Origin of the sequence: Pseudomonas putida (assembly GCF_030159595.1) — a bacterium.
In the GTDB taxonomy this organism is placed as follows: domain Bacteria; phylum Pseudomonadota; class Gammaproteobacteria; order Pseudomonadales; family Pseudomonadaceae; genus Aquipseudomonas; species Aquipseudomonas putida_AC.
This window is the reverse complement of record NZ_BSKJ01000005.1, coordinates 53,031-72,780: the sequence shown is the minus strand read 5'-3', so window position 1 is coordinate 72,780 and position 19,750 is coordinate 53,031. Positions and strand designations below refer to the sequence as shown.

The 19,750-nt window shown below is 62.7% G+C and carries 14 protein-coding genes and 1 other RNA gene; 8 read left to right on the top strand and 7 right to left on the bottom strand.

The features are described 5' to 3' along the window. Positions 1-97: 97 nt before the first annotated feature. Entirely contained in the window at positions 98-1,447 is a 1,350-nt protein-coding gene (locus QQL85_RS12635) for an NCS2 family permease (protein ID WP_003254327.1), read from the bottom strand. A 284-nt stretch (positions 1,448-1,731) separates the two neighbouring features. On the opposite strand from QQL85_RS12635, the gene QQL85_RS12630 reads away from it, so the two are divergent. Together QQL85_RS12630 and aqpZ are read left to right on the top strand one after the other, a co-directional pair. Further along, on the top strand, positions 1,732-2,487 hold the full coding sequence (locus QQL85_RS12630) for a GntR family transcriptional regulator (RefSeq protein WP_284353937.1): 756 nt from the start codon (positions 1,732-1,734) through the stop codon (positions 2,485-2,487). Positions 2,488-2,637: 150 nt separating this feature from the next. Next, positions 2,638-3,336, top strand: a complete 699-nt coding sequence (gene aqpZ / locus QQL85_RS12625) for an aquaporin Z (RefSeq protein ID WP_284353936.1) — start codon at positions 2,638-2,640, stop codon at positions 3,334-3,336. Here the strand turns inward: aqpZ and guaD are convergent. The 4 genes from guaD to xdhA form a co-directional block, all read right to left on the bottom strand. Then, positions 3,333-4,637, bottom strand: a complete 1,305-nt coding sequence (gene guaD / locus QQL85_RS12620; protein ID WP_284353935.1) for a guanine deaminase — start codon at positions 4,635-4,637, stop codon at positions 3,333-3,335. The genes aqpZ and guaD overlap by 4 nt on opposite strands. 10 nt (positions 4,638-4,647) lie before the next feature. Continuing rightward, positions 4,648-5,493: a xanthine dehydrogenase accessory protein XdhC gene (gene xdhC / locus QQL85_RS12615; RefSeq protein ID WP_284353934.1), complete on the bottom strand. Its 846-nt coding sequence runs from the start codon at positions 5,491-5,493 to the stop codon at positions 4,648-4,650. Positions 5,494-5,566: 73 nt separating this feature from the next. Then, on the bottom strand, positions 5,567-7,966 hold the full coding sequence (gene xdhB / locus QQL85_RS12610) for a xanthine dehydrogenase molybdopterin binding subunit (protein WP_284353933.1): 2,400 nt from the start codon (positions 7,964-7,966) through the stop codon (positions 5,567-5,569). Beyond that, positions 7,959-9,413, bottom strand: coding sequence for a xanthine dehydrogenase small subunit (xdhA, locus tag QQL85_RS12605; RefSeq protein WP_284353932.1), 1,455 nt, complete (start codon positions 9,411-9,413; stop codon positions 7,959-7,961). Before xdhA ends, xdhB begins: the two co-directional genes overlap by 8 nt. 268 nt (positions 9,414-9,681) lie before the next feature. On the opposite strand from xdhA, the gene QQL85_RS12600 reads away from it, so the two are divergent. From QQL85_RS12600 to ffs, 5 genes are all read left to right on the top strand, one after another. After that, complete coding sequence (locus QQL85_RS12600; RefSeq protein WP_012273425.1) at positions 9,682-10,341, top strand: GntR family transcriptional regulator; 660 nt, start codon at positions 9,682-9,684, stop codon at positions 10,339-10,341. 3 nt (positions 10,342-10,344) lie between these two features. Continuing rightward, positions 10,345-13,833, top strand: coding sequence for a chromosome segregation protein SMC (gene smc, locus QQL85_RS12595; RefSeq protein ID WP_284353931.1), 3,489 nt, complete (start codon positions 10,345-10,347; stop codon positions 13,831-13,833). A 205-nt stretch (positions 13,834-14,038) separates the two neighbouring features. After that, positions 14,039-14,926, top strand: a complete 888-nt coding sequence (zipA, locus tag QQL85_RS12590; protein WP_284353930.1) for a cell division protein ZipA — start codon at positions 14,039-14,041, stop codon at positions 14,924-14,926. Between the two features lie 95 nt (positions 14,927-15,021). Continuing rightward, entirely contained in the window at positions 15,022-17,352 is a 2,331-nt protein-coding gene (gene ligA / locus QQL85_RS12585; RefSeq protein WP_284353929.1) for an NAD-dependent DNA ligase LigA, read from the top strand. Between the two features lie 131 nt (positions 17,353-17,483). Continuing rightward, an RNA gene (gene ffs, locus QQL85_RS12580) (signal recognition particle sRNA small type) lies at positions 17,484-17,580 on the top strand. 28 nt (positions 17,581-17,608) lie between these two features. On the opposite strand, the gene QQL85_RS12575 is transcribed toward ffs, so the two are convergent. Further along, a complete protein-coding gene (locus QQL85_RS12575) occupies positions 17,609-18,028 on the bottom strand; it encodes a helix-turn-helix domain-containing protein (protein ID WP_284353928.1) in 420 nt (139 codons plus the stop codon). Between the two features lie 82 nt (positions 18,029-18,110). On the opposite strand from QQL85_RS12575, the gene QQL85_RS12570 reads away from it, so the two are divergent. Further along, entirely contained in the window at positions 18,111-18,599 is a 489-nt protein-coding gene (locus QQL85_RS12570; protein WP_284353927.1) for a DUF2938 domain-containing protein, read from the top strand. A gap of 287 nt (positions 18,600-18,886) precedes the next feature. Here the strand turns inward: QQL85_RS12570 and QQL85_RS12565 are convergent, their stop codons facing one another. Beyond that, positions 18,887-19,654, bottom strand: coding sequence for a substrate-binding periplasmic protein (locus QQL85_RS12565; RefSeq protein WP_284353926.1), 768 nt, complete (start codon positions 19,652-19,654; stop codon positions 18,887-18,889). Between the last annotated feature and the right edge of the window lie 96 nt (positions 19,655-19,750).

The following is a 19,750-nucleotide window of genomic DNA, read 5'->3' as shown; positions in this document are numbered from 1 at the left end:
TACCTCGCACCTGGCAAATGTGTCAGGCCGACGTAGCGAGTGAGCGGTGCTGAACATGACAAAGGGCGCCGAGGCGCCCTTTGTTGGTGTTGGGGATTCAGAGGAACACAAACTTGGCAATGAAGATCGCGCACAGCACCCACAAGCTGGCGGAGATTTCCTTGTATTTGCCAGTGCCCGCCTTCAACGCGACGTAACTGATGAAGCCCAGTGCAATACCATCGGCGACCGAGAAGGTCAGCGGCATCATGATCACTGTCACGATGGCCGGAATGCTGTCGGTGGCTTCGTCCCAGTGGATATGCGCCATGCTGCCCATCATCAGCATTGCTACATAAATCAATGCGCCAGCAGTGGCGTAGGCGGGAATCATCCCTGCCAGCGGAGCGAAGAACATCGCGGCAATGAACAGCAGGCCGACCACCACTGCAGTCAGGCCAGTCCGGCCACCCGCCGCGACACCCGCAGCACTCTCCACATAGCTGGTCACTGGCGGCACGCCGACCACGGCACCGAACACGCTCGACGCGCTATCAGCCTTCAACGCCTTCGACAGGTTCTCGATACGCCCGTCCGGCGCCACCAGGTTGGCCCGCTGCGCCACGCCCATCAACGTGCCGGCCGTGTCGAACATGTGCACGAACAGGAACGCCAGCACCACGCTGATCATGCTGACGTTGAACACGCCAGCCACGTCCATGGCCATCCAGGTCGGCGCCAGGCTCGGCGGCATCGACATCACCCCGCCAAACTTGACCAGGCCCAGGCCCCAGCCCGCCAGGGTGACGCCAATGATGCTGATCAGGATCGCGCCAAACACCCGCTTGTAACTGAGGATGGCAATCAGCAGGAAGCACACGGCCGCCAGCAGCGGCCCCGGCTCATGCAGCGAGCCCAACTTGATCAGGGTGGCGGGGCTGTCGACGATGATGCCAGCGGTCTTCAGGCCGATCAGCCCGAGAAACAATCCGACGCCGGCCCCCATGGCATGGCGCAGGCTGACCGGGATGCTGTTCAGCAGCCATTCGCGCACTTTCGACAAGGTCAGGAACATGAACAGCACGCCCGAGACGAACACCGCCCCCAGCGCCGTTTCCCAGTTGTAGCCCATGGTGCCAACCACGGTGTAGGTAAAGAAAGCGTTAAGCCCCATGCCCGGCGCCAGGCCCACCGGCCAGTTGGCGTACAGGCCCATCAGCAGGCAGCCCAGCGCGGCGGCGATGCAGGTGGCGACAAAGGCGGCACCATGGTCGATGCCGGCGTCGGCCATGATGTTGGGGTTGACGAAGATGATGTAGGCCATGGTGATGAAGGTGGTCACCCCGGCGATCATTTCGGTTTTGACAGTGCTGCCGTGTTGCTTGAGTTTGAAAATCCGCTCCAGCCAGCTCGTTTCGAGCGGTGGGGCGAGATCCAGCGTAGGGGCTTCGGATTTGCGGCTTTCCACAGCGAGTACTCCTCAAGTCTTTCTTGTTGTTATGGAGCCATTTTCCTGAGCAATGCACTTGGAGGCTCCGCGAGGGAAGGCAGACGTCTGACCGTTTTTGTTGACTCATGGGTCAAGAAGTTGCTCGGTGGATTATGCTTTTGTGTACAAAGAATGCAAATAATGTTTTATGTTTTGTGTGCGCAATGCGTCGTACAACGGCTATATAGGTAAAACGCCACCTGCGGAATCGCCTCAGCCTGTGTACAATGGCGCCATACTTTCTCTTCGTGCCTCGAGAGCCCATGAACGAACAGCTGCAACCTCTGAAAAAACCTGCACGTGTCGGCAAGGCCGGCCGCAGTGGTACCCAGGACGACATCGTCTACGCGCATATTTTCGAGGCGATCCTCGAGCAGCGCCTGGCGCCGGGCACCAAGTTGAGCGAGGAAGCGCTGGGCGAAATCTTTGGCGTTAGCCGCACCATCATCCGTCGCGCCCTGTCGCGCCTGGCCCACGAAAGCGTGGTACTGCTGCGGCCGAACCGCGGTGCGGTGGTGGCCAGCCCGACGGTGGAAGAAGCGCGCCAGGTGTTCTTCTCGCGGCGCATGGTCGAGCGTGCCATCACCGAACTGGCCGTGCAGCACGCCACCCTCGACCAGCTCAACGAGCTGCGGCAGATGGTGCGTGAAGAGCGCGACAGCTTCTCGCGTGGCGACCGGGGCGCTGGCATTCGTCTTTCCGGCGAGTTCCACCTCAAGCTGGCCGAGGCAGCGGGCAATGCACCGCTGGTAAGCTTCCAGCGCAGCCTGGTGTCGCAGACTTCGCTGATCATCGCCCAGTACGAAAGCGGCAACCGCTCGCATTGCTCGTATGACGAGCACATGCAACTGATCGATGCCATCGAGGCGCGCGATGCGGCGCTTGCGGTGAACCTGATGATGCACCACATGGATCACATCGACAGCAAGCTGAACCTGGACGAGGAGAGTGCCTCGGACGATCTGCATGCGGTGTTCTCGCACCTGCTGAAAAAGCCCAAGGCTTCTGCCAAGGGTTGATCGTTTGCCTGGGTGATTGAAGGGGGCTGCTTTGCTGCCCCAGTCATTTCTGGCCATTGACCAAAGGTCTGCTAAATTCTTGTGAGCAAACCTTCATCAAGCAGTTGGGCTTGCGCATTCGTTGCGTTCAACTTCTTGAGGAATGGATTCATGAGCATGTCCCTCGGTAAACGGATGGGGGCCGAACTGGTCGGCACCTTCTGGCTGGTTCTTGGTGGCTGTGGCAGTGCAGTACTCGCAGCCAGTTCTCCTGTCGGCATCGGCGTTCTCGGTGTTGCTTTCGCCTTCGGCCTCACTGTGCTGACCATGGCCTTCGCCATCGGCCATATCTCGGGCTGTCACCTTAATCCTGCAGTGTCGTTCGGGCTGGTGGTGGGCGGGCGTTTTCCTGCCAAAGAGCTGTTGCCCTATGTGATCGCGCAAGTGATTGGCGCCATCCTGGCGGCAGGTGTGATCTATCTCATCGCCAGCGGCAAGGCCGGTTTCGAACTGTCGTCGGGGCTGGCTTCGAACGGCTACGCCGACCATTCGCCTGGCGGCTACACGCTGGGGGCGGGCTTTATCAGTGAAGTGGTGATGACCGCCATGTTCCTGGTGGTGATCATGGGGGCGACCGACGCCCGTGCGCCGGCAGGTTTTGCGCCAATCGCCATCGGCCTGGCCCTGACCCTGATCCACCTGATCTCCATCCCGATCACCAATACCTCGGTCAACCCCGCGCGTAGCACGGGGCCGGCCTTGTTCGTCGGTGGCTGGGCCCTGCAACAGCTGTGGCTGTTCTGGGTGGCGCCGTTGATCGGGGCCGCAATCGGCGGCGCGCTGTACCGGGGTCTTGCGAAAGAGCCTTAGCGCTGGTGCACACAACGCCCGGCGGCGTAGGTTTCGCGTACCGTGCGGTCATCGCCCAGGGTGGTGAGCACGAACAAGGTTTCTTCGATGCTGTTGGACTGCTGAATGCGGTAGTCCAGCAGCGGCGTGGCCTTGTAGTCCAACACCACGAAGTCGGCATCGTTGCCGGGGCGCAGGCTGCCGATGCGGTCATCCAGGCGCAGCGCGCGGGCGCCGCCGAGGGTGGCCAGGTACAGTGACTTGTACGGGTGCAGGCGCGCGCCTTGCAACTGCATCACCTTGTACGCCTCGTTCAGGGTGTTGAGCAGCGAGAAGCTGGTGCCGGCACCCACGTCGGTACCCAGGCCCACGTTGACCTTGAAGCGCTCGGCCTGCGGCAGGTTGAACAGGCCGCTGCCGAGGAACAGGTTGGAGGTGGGGCAGAAGGCCACGGCCGAACCGGTTTCGGCCAGGCGCTGGCATTCCTCATCGCACAGGTGCACGCCGTGGGCGAACACCGAGCGCTCGCCCAGCAGCTCGAAGTGGTCGTACACGTCCAGGTAACCCTTCTGCTCGGGGAACAGCGACTTGACCCAGTCGATCTCCTTGAGGTTTTCCGACAGGTGTGTGTGCATGTACACGCCTGGGTGCTCTTTCAGCAGTTGCCCGGCAAGGGTCAATTGTTCCGGCGTACTGGTCGGAGCAAAGCGAGGGGTGACCGCGTAGTGCAGGCGGCCCTTGCCGTGCCAGCGCTCGATCAGCGCCTTGCTTTCGGCATAGCCGGACTCGGCGGTGTCGGTCAGGTAGTCCGGGGCGTTGCGGTCCATCATCACCTTGCCGGCGATCAGGCGCAGGTCCAGGCGCTCGGCTTCTTCGAACAGGGCATTGACCGATTCCGGGTGCACGCTGCCGAACACCAGCGCAGTGGTGGTGCCGTTACGCAGCAGCTCTTTGAGGAAGATCTTCGCCACCCGGTCGGCGTGATCCTTGTCGGCAAACTGCTTTTCGCAAGGGAAGGTGTAGGTGTTCAGCCAGTCCAGCAGTTGCTCGCCGTAGGAGCCGATCATGCCGGTTTGCGGGAAGTGGATATGGGTATCGATGAAGCCTGGGGTGATCAGTGCGTCTTGATAGTGCTCCACCAGGATGTCGGCATCCAGCGTCGGCAGCAGTTCGCTGGCGTGGCCAATGGCGCTGATGCGGCCATCGTCGACCACCAGCAGGCCGTCCTCGAAGTACTCATGGGAAGCCTCCAGGCCCACCTCGGCCGGGTCGGCGATGCTGTGCAGGATGGCGGCACGGTAGGCTTTGCGGGTAACGGTCATAACACACTCGTCAAATGGCTTGGCTGCGCCGGGAGGGCGGCAGCAACTGGGCAATGGGGCCGGCATTGGCACCAGCGTCGTGCAGGCCGAAGCAGGCGTTGTAGGTGGCGATGATTTCACCGGCGATGGACACCGCGATCTCGATAGGCAGCTTGCCCTTTACCTCGGGCAGGCCCATCGGGCAGCGCATGCGCGCCAGCACGGCATCGTCGTAACCGCGCTCGCGCAGGCGATGCTCGAACTTGACCCGTTTGGTCTTCGAGCCGATCAGGCCGAACCAGGTGAAATCGTTGCGTTTGAGAATGGCGGCGGTCAGTTCCAGGTCGAGCTGGTGGTTGTGGGTCATGACGATGCAGTAGCAGCCTGGCGGCAGGTCTGCGACTTCGTCGACCGGTTCTTCACTGACGACCTTGGTCACCCCGTTGGGGATGAGTTCGGGGAATTCCTGTTCACGCGAGTCGATCCAGCGCACCCGGCAGGGCAGCGCGGCGAGCAAGGGTACCAGAGCCCGGCCGACATGGCCCGCGCCGAACACGGCGATCTGCGCCTGCACGGCGGCCATCGGCTCGAACAGCAGCACGGTCACGCCGCCGCAGCACTGGCCCAGGCTGGCGCCGAGGCTGAAGCGCTCCAGGTGCGGGGTGGTGCGCTGCTCTTCGAGCATTTGTCGGGCGATGTGCAGGGCCTTGTATTCCAGGTGGCCGCCGCCGATGGTGTCGAACAGGCCGCTGGCGCTGACGACCATCTTCGAGCCGGCGTTGCGCGGGGTCGAGCCGCGTTCTTCGATGATGGTCACCAGTACGCAGGCTTCGCCGCGCGACTGGTGGTCGGCGAGGGCGTTGATCCATTGGTGCATGATGCAACCTCTCTATGTTGCGCCGCAGACCCTGTGGGAGCGGGCAAGCCCGCTCCCACAGGGTTCCTCGCTGTCAGTGGGTGACGGTTTCCAGCTCTTGAGCCGAGGGTTGCTGCTGGGCCACCGCCTTGCGCATCTGCTCACAGCCCCACAGCACCCGCTCCGGTGTCGCCGGTGCGTCGATGTTCGGCTGCACCTGGTAATCGGCAATGCTCGCCACGGCGTCCTTGATCGCACACCAGGCGGCGATGCCCAGCATGAACGGTGGCTCGCCCACGGCCTTGGAGTGGAACACGGTGTCTTCCGGGTTCTTGCGGTTTTCCACCAGCTTCACCCGCAAGTCCAGCGGCATGTCGGCCACCGCCGGGATCTTGTAGCTGGCCGGGCCATTGGTCATCAGCTTGCCCTTGGCGTTCCACACCAGCTCTTCGGTGGTCAGCCAGCCCATGCCCTGGATGAAGCCGCCTTCCACCTGGCCGATGTCGATGGCCGGGTTCAGCGAGTCGCCCACGTCGTGCAGGATGTCGGCGCGCAGCATCTTGTATTCGCCGGTCAGGGTATCGACGATCACTTCCACGCAGGCGGCGCCGAACGCGAAGTAGTAGAACGGCCGGCCGCGCGCCTGGCTGCGGTCGTAGAAGATCTTCGGCGTGCGGTAGAAGCCGGTGCTGGACAGCGATACCTGGGCGAAGTACGCCTGTTGTACAAGCTGCTCGAAGCTCACGATCTGGTCGCGCACGCGCACATGGCCGTTGCGGAACTCCACGTCCTCCTCGGTGACGTTGTAATGCCGTGCAGCGAACTCGGTCAGGCGCTTCTTGAGGATTTCAGCGGCGTTCTGCGCGGCCTTGCCGTTCAGGTCGGCGCCGCTGGAGGCCGCGGTCGGCGAAGTGTTGGGCACCTTGTCGGTGTTGGTGGCGGTGATCTGGATACGGCTGAAATCAACCTGGAATATCTCGGCCACCACCTGCGCCACCTTGGTGTTCAGGCCCTGGCCCATCTCGGTGCCGCCGTGGTTCAGGTGAATGCTGCCGTCGGTATAGATGTGGATCAGCGCCCCGGCCTGGTTGAGGAAGGTAGCGGTGAACGAAATACCGAACTTGACTGGCGTCAGCGCCAAGCCTTTCTTCAGCACTGGGCTGTTGGCGTTGAAGCGGCGGATCGACTCGCGGCGCTCGGCGTAGTCGCTGCTGGCTTCCAGCTCGGCGGTCATTTCTTCGAGCATGTTGTGCTCGACGGTCTGGTAGTAGTGAGTGACGTTGCGCTCGGTCTTGCCGTAGTAGTTGGCCTTGCGCACGGCCAGCGGATCACGGCCCAGGTGGCGGGCGATGTGGTCCATCACCTGTTCGATGGCGACCATGCCCTGCGGGCCGCCAAAGCCGCGGTAGGCGGTGTTCGAGGCGGTGTTGGTCTTGCAGCGGTGACCATGCACGGTGGCATCGCCCAGGTAGTAGGCGTTGTCGGAGTGGAACATGGCGCGGTCGACGATCGAGCCGGAGAGGTCGGGTGAATAGCCGCAGTTGCCGGCCAGGTCGAAGTTGATACCGTGCAGGCGACCGTTGTCGTCAAAGCCCACGTCGTACTCGACGTAGAACGGGTGGCGCTTGCCGGTCATGGTCATGTCCTCGACCCGCGGCAGGCGCATCTTGGTCGGTTGGCCAGTCAGGCGTGCCACCACTGCGCACAGGCATGCCGGGCTGGCGGCCTGGGTTTCCTTGCCACCAAAACCGCCGCCCATGCGGCGCATGTCCAGCACTACCTTGTTCATCGGCACGTCGAGTACTTCGGCGACCAGTTTCTGTACTTCAGTAGGGTTTTGCGTGGAGCAGTAGACGATCATGCCGCCGTCTTCGGTGGGCATCACCGAGGAAATCTGCGTTTCGAGGTAGAAGTGCTCCTGGCCGCCGATGTGCAGGGTGCCCTGAATGCGGTGCGGGGCGCTGGCCAGCGCGGTAGCGGAGTCACCGCGCTGGTGGGTGTGGCTGTCGAGCACGAAGTGTTTCTTGCGCAGCGCATCCACTACATCCAGCACCGGTTCAAGGTCTTCGTATTCGACAATGGCGGCCATGGCCGCACGGCGCGCGGTTTCCAGGTCGCGGGCCGCGACGGCGAGCACCGGCTGGCCGAAGAACTCGACCTTGTCGATGGCCAGCAGCGGGTCACCGGCCACCACCGGGCCGATGTCTTTCAGGCCGGGGATGTCTTCGTGGGTGATGGCGATGCGCACACCTTCGAAGGCATAGCACGGCGCGGTGTCGATACGCAGGATGCGCGCATGGGCGCGGTCGGCGGTGCGCGCATAGACGTGCAACTGGTTGGGGAATTCCAGGCGGTCGTCGATGTACAGTGCCTCGCCGGATACATGCTTGTCGGCGCTGTCGTGCTTGACGCTGCGGCCCACCCCGGTGGTCAGGTCCTGGCTGAACAGTTCGGCCATCTCGGCCTGGCTTTTGGCTACATGATGGTTAGACATAAGCGGTCACCCGGGTTTCGATGTACGGCGTTTGCTGTTCGATGAAGTACTTGCGCAGCAGGTTCTGCGCCGTCAGCAGGCGGTATTCCTTGCTGGCGCGGAAGTCGCTGAGCGGGGTGAAGTCCTCGGCCAGGGCCTGGCAGGCGCGCTCGATGGCGGCCTGGTTCCACGGCTTGCCACGCAGTGCGGCTTCGCAGGCACGGGCGCGTTTCGGGATGGCCGCCATGCCGCCGAAGGCAATGCGCACACCGCTGACCACACCGTCTTCGATGCTCAGGTTGAAGGCCGCGCACACGGCAGAAATGTCATCGTCCAGTCGCTTGGAGACTTTGTAGGCGCGGAACGCCCAGTCGCGGGTTGCGCGCGGCACGATGATCTTCTCGATGAACTCGCTGTCCTGGCGGGCAGTGATGCGGTAGTCGATGAAGTAGTCTTCCAGTGCCATGGTGCGTTGGCGCTCACCCTGACGCAGGACGACCTGTGCATCCAGGGCAATCAGCAGGGGTGGCGAGTCACCGATCGGCGAGGCGTTGCCGATGTTCCCGCCCAGGGTGCCCTGGTTACGGATCTGCAGCGAGGCGAAGCGGTGCAGCAGGTCGCCGAAGTCGGGGTATTCCTCGTTGAGTGCGCCGTAGCAGTCGGTGAGTGGGGTGGCGGCACCGATTTCCAGGTGGCTGGCGGTTTTCTCGATGCGCTTGAGCTCGGCCACATGGCCAACGTAGATCATCACCGGCAAGGTCTTGTGGAACTGGGTGACCTCCAGGGCCAGGTCGGTACCGCCGGCCAGCAGACGGGCTTCGGGGTGCGAGCTGTACAGGTCGGCCAGGTCGGCCACGGTCAGCGGCACCAGGCAGCGTTTGTCGCCGCTGTTCAACTCGCCGGTCTGGGTCGGCGTAATGGCCTTGAGGCGGCTGATGGTTTGCGCCTGCTGGGCATCGAACTGGTCGCGGCAGGGCTGGCGGCAGCTCTGTTCGGCAGCATCGAGGATCGGCCGGTAGCCGGTGCAGCGGCACAGGTTGCCGGCCAGGGCTTCCTGGGCCTGGTGCAGGTCGGGGCCGCTGCTGTTCTTTTGCAGGGCGAACAGCGACATGACGAAGCCAGGGGTGCAGAAGCCGCATTGCGAACCATGGCAATCGGCCATTGCCTGCTGCACGCTGTGCAACTGGCCCTGGTGCTTCAGGCCTTCGACGCTGATCAGTTGCTTGCCGTGCAGCGACGAAACGAAGGTCAGGCACGAGTTGAGGCTACGGTAACGCAGGCTGTCGTTGCCCTGTTCGTCCTGGGTCAGTTCGCCGACCACCACGGTGCAGGCGCCGCAGTCACCACTGGCGCAGCCCTCCTTGGTACCGGGTTTGCCCAGGTGCTCGCGCAGGTACTGCAGCACCGTCATGTTCGGGTCCAGGGCGTGCTCATTACGCAGCTCCTGGTTGACGAGAAACTGGATCACGGGGATAGCCTCGCAATGGTTTTATTGTTGTTGGGCGGACTCTAAGCAAGACCTGTCTAGCAGGTCAATATTTTTCTGACTCAAAGGTCAAGAAATTGCTCATGTCCATGCCCGGCCGAACACATTGCCCATATTCCAAGCATAGATCGCGCCGGGCGTGCGGCTGTCTGGCAGGTCAAATAAACCGCCTGGCCCCTCTGCGCGATTACCGCCCAAGTACGCTACAATCCGCCCCTTGTGCCCAGTTCAATGATTTTGAAGGAAAACCATGACGTTCAAGGCCCCGGACAGCCTCTCCGAGCAGATTGCCGATTACCTGGCCGAACGCATCATCCGCGGCGAGCTGGCGCCAGGCGAGCGTATTCAGGAGCAGAAGGTTACCCAGGCGCTCAACGTCAGCCGCGGTTCGGTGCGCGAAGCGCTGCTGATTCTCGAACGCCGCCACCTGGTGGCGATTTTGCCGCGCCGGGGTGCCCATGTGACCGAGCTGGACGAGCGCAGCGTGCGCAGTCTGTGTTCCTTGATGGGCGAGTTCTACATCCTGTTGGGCAACGCGGTTGCGCAAAAATGGCGCACAGAGGCCGACCTGCGCCCGTTTCTGGAGATCCAGCAGCGCCTGCAGCGAGCCCATGACCAACTGGACATCAAGACCTTCGTCGCCGACAGCTTCGCGGTGATGCGGGCAGCCTACCCGTTTGCCGACAACCCGTTCTTGCAGGAAACCGTGGAAAACCTGCAGCCGGCCATGAGCCGTGCCTACTACCTGTCGCTGGACCAGCGCCAGGCCAACATGATCGACTACCTCGACTTGTTCGCCCGCCTGCTCGAAGCCGTGGTCGCCCGTGACCTGCCGCGCATTCGCGAGGTGCTTACCGCCTACGGCCAGCGCAGCTGCGAACTGGTGCTGGCGGCGCTGGCCCGAGGCTGACCGATGCGCCTGAAGTGCATTCGTCTGGCCGGGTTCAAGTCGTTCGTCGACCCGACCACGGTCAATTTCCCCAGTAACATGGCGGCTGTTGTCGGCCCCAACGGCTGCGGCAAGTCCAACATCATCGACGCGGTGCGTTGGGTGATGGGTGAGAGTTCGGCGAAGAACTTGCGCGGCGAGTCGATGACCGACGTCATCTTCAACGGTTCCAGTGGTCGCAAGCCGGTCAGCCAGGCCAGCATCGAGCTGGTCTTCGACAACAGCGAAACCACTCTGGTTGGCGAGTATGCCGCCTATGCCGAGATCTCGATCCGCCGCAAGGTCACCCGCGACGGGCAGAACAGCTATTACCTCAACGGCACCAAATGCCGTCGGCGTGACATCACCGATATTTTCCTCGGTACCGGCCTGGGGCCGCGCAGCTATTCGATCATCGAGCAGGGCATGATCTCCAAGCTGATCGAGGCCAAGCCCGAGGAACTGCGCAACTTCATCGAGGAAGCCGCTGGCATTTCCAAGTACAAGGAACGCCGCCGCGAAACCGAGAACCGCATCCGCCGCACCCAGGAAAACCTGGCGCGCCTGAGTGACCTGCGCGAAGAGCTGGAGCGCCAGCTGGAACGCCTGCACCGCCAGGCCCAGGCGGCTGAGAAGTACCGTGAGTACAAGGCCCAGGAGCGCCAGATGAAGGCACGCCTGTCGGCCTTGCGCTGGCGCGGCCTGGACGAACAGGTGCGCCAGCGCGAGTCGGTGATTGGCGATCAGGATGTGTCCCATGAGGCGCTGGTGGCCGAGCAGCGCAACGCCGATGCCAGCATCGAGCGCCTGCGCGACGGTCATCACGAACTGTCCGAGCGCTTCAACCAGGTGCAGGGTCGCTTCTACTCGGTGGCCGGTGATATCGCCCGGGTCGAGCAGAGCATCCAGCACGGCCAGCAGCGCCTGCGCCAGTTGCAGGACGACTTCAAGGAAGCCGAGCGCACGCGCTTGGAGACCGAGTCGCACCTGGGCCACGACCGCACCTTGCTGGCCACCCTGGGCGAAGAGCTGGCCATGCTAGAGCCCGAGCAGGAAATGACCCTCGCCGCTGCCGAAGAGGCTGCTGCTGCCCTTGAAGAGGCCGAGCTGGGCATGCACGGCTGGCAGGAGCAGTGGGACGGCTTCAACAGCCGCTCCGCCGAACCGCGCCGCCAGGCCGAAGTGCAGCAAGCGCGCCTGCAACAGCTGGAAGCCAGCCTGGAGCGTTTGGCCGAGCGTCAGCGCAAGCTCGGCGAGGAGCGCGAGCAGCTCGGTAGCGACCCACAAGATACCGCCATGCTCGAACTGGCTGAGCAACTGGTCAGCAGCGAAATGCTGCTGGAAGAACTGCAACTGTCCGATGAGCAGGTGGTCGAGCGACTGGAAGGCGTGCGCGAGCAGCTGCAACAGGCCACCCAGGCACAGCAGCAGGCGCAGGGTGACCTGCAGCGCCTGGGTGGTCGCCTGGCTTCTCTGGAAGCCTTGCAGCAGGCCGCTCTGGAGCCGGGTGCCGGTGCTGCTGCCTGGTTACATGACCAAGGCCTGGAGCAAAAGCCGCGTCTGGCCGAAGGCTTGCGGGTGGAGCCAGGCTGGGAGATGGCTGTGGAAACGGTGCTAGGCGCCGATCTGCAGGCCGTGTTGGTGGATGATTTCAACGGCCTCGATTTTGCTGGTCTGGCGCAGGGCGAGTTGCGCTTGCTGGTGGCGAGCGGTGCCGGCGCGTCGTTGCCCGGCAGCTTGCTGGAAAAGGTCGAAGGCCGCGTCGATCTGGCGCCCTGGCTGGGCCAGATCAAACCTGTGGAAGACCTGGCTCAGGCACTAGCGCAGCGTGCATCGCTCGGCGAAGGACAAAGCCTGGTCAGTCGCGATGGTTACTGGGTCGGCCGGCACTTTCTGCGGGTGCGCCGAGGGGGGGACGCTGAAGGCGGCGTGCTGGCGCGCGGCCAGGAAATCGAACGGTTGGGCCAGGGGCAACTGGAACAGGAAGCGGCGCTGGAGCAACTGGAGCAGCAACTGCAAACCCTGCGTGAGCAGCAGCTGGACCTGGAAGAGCAGCGCGAACAGCTGCGCCGTCGCACCCAGGAAGAAAACCGCCTGCATGGTGAATTCAAGGCCAGTCTGTCGGCCAGTCGTGCTCGCGCCGAGCAGGTCGAGCTGCGCCGCCGACGTCTGCAGGAAGAGCTGGCCGAGTCGGAAGAGCAACGTGCCCTGGAGCATGAGCAACTGGGCGAAGCGCGCCTGCTGCTGGAAGAGGCCCTTGAGCTGATGGCCCAGGACACCGAGCAGCGCGAGCAGTTGATGGCGCGCCGCGACACCCTGCGCGAAAGCCTCGACCGGGTGCGCCAGGACGCCCGCCAGCACAAGGACCACGCCCACCAGTTGGCTGTGCGCCTGGGCTCGCTGCGCGCCCAGCATGACTCCACCCGTCAGGCCCTTGAGCGCCTGGAGCAGCAGGCCGCGCGCCTGACCGAGCGCCAGGAACAATTGAGCCTGAACCTGGAGGAGGGCGAGGCCCCGCAAGAAGAGCTGCGCCTCAAGCTCGAAGAATTGCTGGAGCGGCGCATGAGCGTCGATGAGGAAATGCGCAAGGCCCGTCTGCACATGGACGAGGCCGACCGCGAACTGCGTGATGCCGAAAAGCGCCGTACCCAGGCCGAGCAGCAAGCGTTGGTGTTGCGTGGCCAGCTGGAACAATTGCGCCTGGAGTGCCAGGGCCTGGATGTACGGCGCAAGACGCTGCAAGAGCAGTTGCTGGCCGATGGCTACGATTTGCAGGGCGTGCTAGCCACTCTTGACGCCGACGCCAGCGAGCAGGGCACCGAACAGGAACTGGAGCAGCTCGAAGGGCGTATCCAGCGCCTGGGGGCGATCAACCTGGCCGCCATCGAGGAGTACGAACAGCAGTCCGAGCGCAAGCGCTACCTGGACGCCCAGGACGCCGACCTGGTCGAAGCCCTGGAGACGCTGGAAAACGTCATCCGCAAGATCGACAAGGAAACGCGCAACCGCTTCAAGGATACCTTTGATCAGATAAATGCCGGATTACAGGCACTTTTCCCAAAAGTTTTCGGTGGTGGCAGCGCTTATCTGGAACTGACGGGCGAAGATCTACTCGATACAGGGGTGACGATCATGGCACGGCCACCTGGCAAGAAGAACAGCACCATCCATCTGCTGTCCGGTGGCGAGAAGGCACTGACCGCTTTGGCGCTGGTGTTTGCCATCTTCAAGTTGAACCCCGCACCGTTCTGCATGCTCGACGAAGTCGATGCGCCGCTGGACGATGCCAACGTCGGGCGGTACGCCCGTCTGGTCAAGGAAATGAGTGGAAGTGTGCAGTTCATCTACATCACCCATAACAAGATTGCCATGGAGATGGCGGACCAATTGATGGGGGTGACCATGCATGAACCCGGTTGTTCACGCCTTGTCGCAGTTGATGTGGAGGCGGCCATGGCCATGGTCGACGCGTGATGCGTTCAAATGGGGGCACATTCTGTAGCGAAATGCCCCCGCCATGTGCGACAGACGGTGTAAAGTTGTCTTTGGTCGTGCTAGCTTAATGTCACTCGTTTTTTGCGTGGGTAAAACGCCTGTCAGAACATAGAGTTGGCGCCACGTGTTAAAGGGCTTTGAACCCTTTGTTTTCAAGCATATTTTTATAGAGGCACGGGATTACATGGAAATCGGTCTGCGCGAGTGGCTGATCGTCATCGGCATCATTGTCATTGCCGGGATTCTTTTCGACGGCTGGCGCCGCATGCGCGGCGGCAAAGGCAAGTTGAAATTCCGTCTGGATCGCAGTTATTCCAACCTGCCGGATGAAGAGGGCGGTGGTGCCGAGGTGCTTGGCCCGTCGCGCGTGCTGGATAACCACAAGGAGCCTGAGCTGGACGAAAGCGACCTGCCGTCGCTCAGCGCTTCCGGGCGTGATCGCGAACGCGAACCCAAGCCGGTCAAGGCCAGCAAGCGCGGCAAGCGCGCTGCCGCCGATGTACAGCAGGGCGATTTGAACCTGAGCGCCGAGCCGCGCGAGCCGGATCTGTTCGCTGAAAGCGACGACGATTTTGCCGCCGACAACACCCGCAATAGCGGTGCGGCGCCTGCCAGTAGCAGCGTCAAGGACTTGCCACCTGCCGAGGAAGTGCTGGTTATCAGTGTGATCTCCCGCGACGAAGGCGGCTTCAAAGGGCCGGCGTTGCTGCAGAACATCCTGGAAAGCGGCCTGCGCTTTGGCGAAATGGACATCTTCCACCGCCACGAGAGCATGGCCGGACACGGCGAAGTGCTGTTCTCCATGGCCAACGCGGTCAAGCCTGGCGTGTTCGACCTGGACGACATCGACCACTTCAGCACCCGCGCAGTCAGCTTCTTCCTCGGCCTGCCGGGCCCGCGTCATCCGAAGCAAGCCTTCGACGTGATGGTGGCTGCTGCACGCAAGTTGGCCCACGAACTGAACGGCGAGCTCAAGGACGACCAGCGCAGCGTGCTGACCGCCCAGACCATTGAGCACTACCGCCAGCGCATCGTCGAGTTCGAGCGCCGCGCGCTGACTCAGAAACGCTGATGTTCCCCAGTGGGCAGGCTTTGCCGAGTCCCACCCTGTTTCAAGCGCAAGAGCAGCCAAGTGCTGCTCTTTTGCTTTGCAAGAGAACCTGAAAAATGACCGCCGAATCCCGTATCCACGAACTGCGCGCCGAACTCGACCAGCACAACTACCGCTACTATGTGCTCGACGAGCCCAGTGTGCCGGATGCCGAATATGACCGCCTGTTCAACGAGCTGAAGGCGCTTGAGGCTGAACATCCCCACCTGGTAACCCCCGATTCGCCAACCCAGCGCGTCGGTGGCGAGGCTTTGTCCGCGTTCAGCCAGGTGCGCCACGAAGTACCCATGCTCAGCCTGGGCAACGCCTTCGAAGAAACCGACCTGCGTGAATTCGGTCGCCGCGTGGTAGAGGGCCTCGACCAGCCCGGTGCGGTCGACTACAGCTGCGAACCCAAGCTTGACGGCTTGGCGGTGAGCCTGCTTTACCGCGACGGCCAGCTGGTGCAGGGCGCCACCCGGGGTGACGGCACCACCGGCGAGGATATCAGCGCCAACGTGCGCACCGTTCGCAACATCCCGCTCAAACTGCAGGGCAAAGGCTGGCCCGCAGTGCTGGAAGTGCGCGGTGAGGTGTACATGAGCAAGGCCGGTTTCGACCGGCTCAATGCTGCCCAGGCCGAAGCCGGCGGCAAGACCTTCGCCAACCCGCGCAACGCCGCCGCCGGCAGCCTGCGTCAGCTGGATTCGAAGATTACCGCCAGCCGCCCGCTGGAGTTCTGCTGCTATGGCGTCGGCCAGGTGTCCCAGAGCATTGGCGACAGCCACATCGGCATCCTCGAGCAGCTCAAGGCCTGGGGCCTGCCGATCAGTCACGAGCTCAAGCATGCTGCAGGTATCGATGAATGCCTGGCCTACTACCGCGATATCGGCGAGCGACGTAACAGCTTGCCGTATGAAATCGACGGTGTCGTTTTCAAGGTCAACAACCTGGCCGCCCAGCGCGAACTGGGCTTCCGTGCGCGTGAGCCACGCTGGGCGATCGCCCACAAGTTCCCGGCCATGGAAGAGCTGACCGAGGTGCTGGACGTCGAGTTCCAGGTTGGCCGTACTGGCGCGGTAACGCCCGTCGCGCGGCTGAAACCGGTCAAGGTTGCCGGTGTGACCGTGTCCAACGCCACCTTGCACAACATGGACGAAATCGCCCGCCTGGGCCTGCGCATTGGTGACACGGTGATCATCCGCCGTGCCGGCGACGTAATCCCGCAGGTGATGCAGGTGGTGCTGGAGCGCCGCCCGGACGATGCCCGCCCGGTTGAAGTGCCGAGCGAGTGCCCGGTGTGTGGCTCGCAGGTCGAGCGCACCCAGCTGGTCAAGCGCAGCAAAGGCAAGGAAACCACCAGCGAAGGTGCGGTGTACCGTTGTGTCGGTCGCCTGGCCTGTGGCGCGCAGCTCAAGCAGGCGATCATTCACTATGTGTCGCGCCGCGCCATGGATATCGATGGCTTGGGCGAGAAGAGCGTCGAGCAACTGGTGGACGAAGGCCTGATCGGCTCGCCGGCGGACCTGTACAAACTGGAATTCGAGCAGATCGTCGGCCTTGAAGGCTTTGCCGAGGTGTCCAGCAAGAAGTTGCTCGATGCCATCGAAGCCAGCAAGCGCCCGAGCCTGGCGCGTTTCATCTACGCCCTGGGTATTCCGGACGTAGGCGAAGAAACCGCCAAGGTGCTGGCCCGCTCGCTGGGCAGTCTGGCCCGTGTTCAGCAGGCGTTGCCGCAGGTGCTCACCTACCTGCCGGACATCGGCCTGGAAGTCGCCTACGAGATTCACAACTTCTTCGAAGACGCGCACAACCGCAAGGTCATCAAGCAGTTGCTCGATAGCGGCATGCAGCTGCAGGACGAAGGCGAACTGGCTGCCGAATTCGCCGCCAGTACCACCCTGGCCGGGATGATCGCCAAGCTCGACATCGCCTCGGTAGGCCCGACCGGTGCCGAGAAGCTGGTGGCCAAGCTCGACAGCCTGGACAAGATCATCGCCGCCGACGGCATCGACCTGCGCCAGGCTCTGGCGACCAAGCAGGCTGATGCAGTGCGCGAGTTCTTCAAGGATGAAGCGAACCAGAAGCTGGCGCGGGACATCGAAGCCCAGTTGCTGGCGTTTGGCATGCATTGGAGCAGCGAGAAGAAAGTAGCCGAAGGCTTGCCGCTGGCCGGCCAGACCTGGGTGCTGACCGGCACCCTTGAGCGCATGAGCCGCGACATTGCCAAGGCGAAGCTGGAAAGCCTGGGGGCCAAGGTGGCCGGCTCGGTGTCTGGCAAGACCCACTGCGTGGTGGCTGGGCCGGGGGCGGGCTCCAAGCTGACCAAGGCCACTGAGCTGGGCGTGAAGGTGCTGGACGAAGATGCCTTCGTGGTCTTCCTGAGCGAGCAGGGCATCGCTATCTAAGTGACTGTGCTACCTCTGTCCTGACAAGTCATTGAGAAATGATGACTTTTTCTCCCTCAGAGGTTGTATCTGCCCCCAAGACCGGTACAATGGCGCCACTCGCTGCTCAGCGAGGCATGTAGTGGTGGCCCCATCGGTCCCCCCGCATTGATTACCCGTTAACCTGGTCAGGCCCGGAAGGGAGCAGCCATAGCGGGAACATCGAGTGCCGGGGTGTGGCTGGTGGGGCCGCCTCCATTTCTGGGGTCGGAAAACCTCAATCTGCAGCGAACGCCTTCGTTCTTTCCTGCCTCTCGCTCAATGCTCCCGCCGCTGAAAGCTTCATCAGTCGCTGGAATTTCGGGCATGTCAGATGATCCTCCTCCGGACACTGTGCAGCATGCCGCAAGCCTTTGCTCATTGCCTGCAAGCGCCTGATTCGCGCATCAAGCTCGTCCGCCTTTGTCATCAGCATCTGCCGGTCGACGTGCAGGTCCACCAGCATCGCCCCCACTTCATCCAGCGAAAACCCCGCAGCCTGCCCTAGGGCGATCAATGCCAGCCTGTCCGCCACATCGGCTGCAAACTGCCGCCGCTGGCCGCGCCCGGCGAGTGACTTGAGCAAACCTTTCTTCTCGTAGTAACGCAGTGTCGAGGCGGGTACGCCTGTGCGTTTGGCGACGTCGGCAATGTCCACATCGGGCCCTTGACTTGAAGTTGACTTCAACTTCTATGCTGCGCGGCATGGTGATCACCGTCAATCTTCGAGGGCTTGTTCAATGACGTTTACCGCGATGTTTTCAGCGGCATTGCCGATTGGCATCGGTGCCACTGTAGTGATGGATCTGTGGGGGTTGCTGCTGCGTCGGCTGGGTGTCGCCACACTGAACTTCGCCATGGTCGGGCGTTGGGCGGGGCATTTGTTCAACGGCCGCATACGGCATCAAGCGATTGCCAAGGCCGAGCCGGTGCGCAATGAGCGGGTGTGGGGGTGGGTGATTCACTACGTCATCGGCGTGCTGTTCGCGATGCTGCTGGTTGCGGTCGTAGGGGAGGGTTGGTTGCTGGCGCCTACTTTGCTGCCTGCGGTAGTTGTCGGTGTGGGGACGGTCGTGGCGCCGCTGTGCTTCATGCAGCCGGTGATGGGGGCGGGGTTCTTTGCGTCCAGAACGCCGACGCCTGCGCGGAACTGCTTAAAGAGCTTGGCTACGCATTCAGTGTTCGGTGTGGGGTTGTTCTTGAGTGCCGGTTTGCTGGCTTTAGTGTGAGGGTGGGGGCGGTCAGAGCGAGCGCAAAATCAGCATGCCTGCTATCAGCAGTACCCTTGTAGAGATTGCGCCGAGGTAAAACAGGAGCACACCTGTCCAAGGCGAAGACGTTCCAAGATAATCGCCGTCTTCCAATGGATGTTGTAGTCCACTTACCCTCAAGCGCATTTTCCTTGTCTCTGTGGAGGGGATTGGCACCGGCTTTGCCCGTGTTCGCGGGTGAACCCGCTCCTACAAGGGGCGCGCAAGCTTCGCGAGGGATTCGCCTTCCATCATGCGTACAGGTGTCAGGGGCGGGCCACAGACATATTGCCCGGGTCGCCACTCCCCACATACCGCTGCAAAATCCGCTCGATCTCCCCCGACTGCTTCATTCTTACCAGCGCCCGCAACAGCCCCTGTGTCGGTATCGCCGGATCGTTGCGTACCATGCACCCCAAATCTTGTTCCTCCAGCACCGCCAGCGCCTGCAATTGCTGCTCAGCCGGCAACCCGTGGTTGAACCACTGCAACGACAGCTGGTTGCTCACTGCATGCTGGTACCGGCCCGCATGCAGTTTTTGTAGCACCAGTAACTGGCTGCGGCTGTCCTCTCGGCGCAGCTGGCCCTGGTCCAGCAACGGTTGCAGCGTCGAGTAGGTGTAGCCCAGCACCGTGCCAATAGCCTGGGGCGGCAGTTGCTCGGGGGGCATAGGGGTGCTGTCGCCCACGCGGCCCACCAGCACGTCGCGCTGGTGAATCAGCGGGATGCTCCACACAAAATCTCCCGGCCGGTCAGTGAGCCACTGGGTACTGACATAGCAGCGCACATCGATATCACCGCTGCTCATGGCCTCCTCCAGGCGCAGGCGGGCCATGACGTGGTACTCGGGGCGCGCGCCCACTTCTCTGGCCACGGCCCGCATCAGGTCGTAAAGCAATCCCTCCACGGGCTGATCGCCCTCGATGCGTACCAGTGGCATGCCCCAGCTCTCGGCCACGGAAAAGCGCAGTACCGGTTGTTCGGCCAGGCTGTGGGTGGACCAGAGCAGTAACAGGGCCAGCAAAACTCGCAAAGGCGTATCCTCCCTGAACAACGCGCCTGCCTCACAGCTTAGACGACGCGTGCAGGGTGCAATTTCGCCCCCGCTCCGCTAGCATTAGCGATCTTT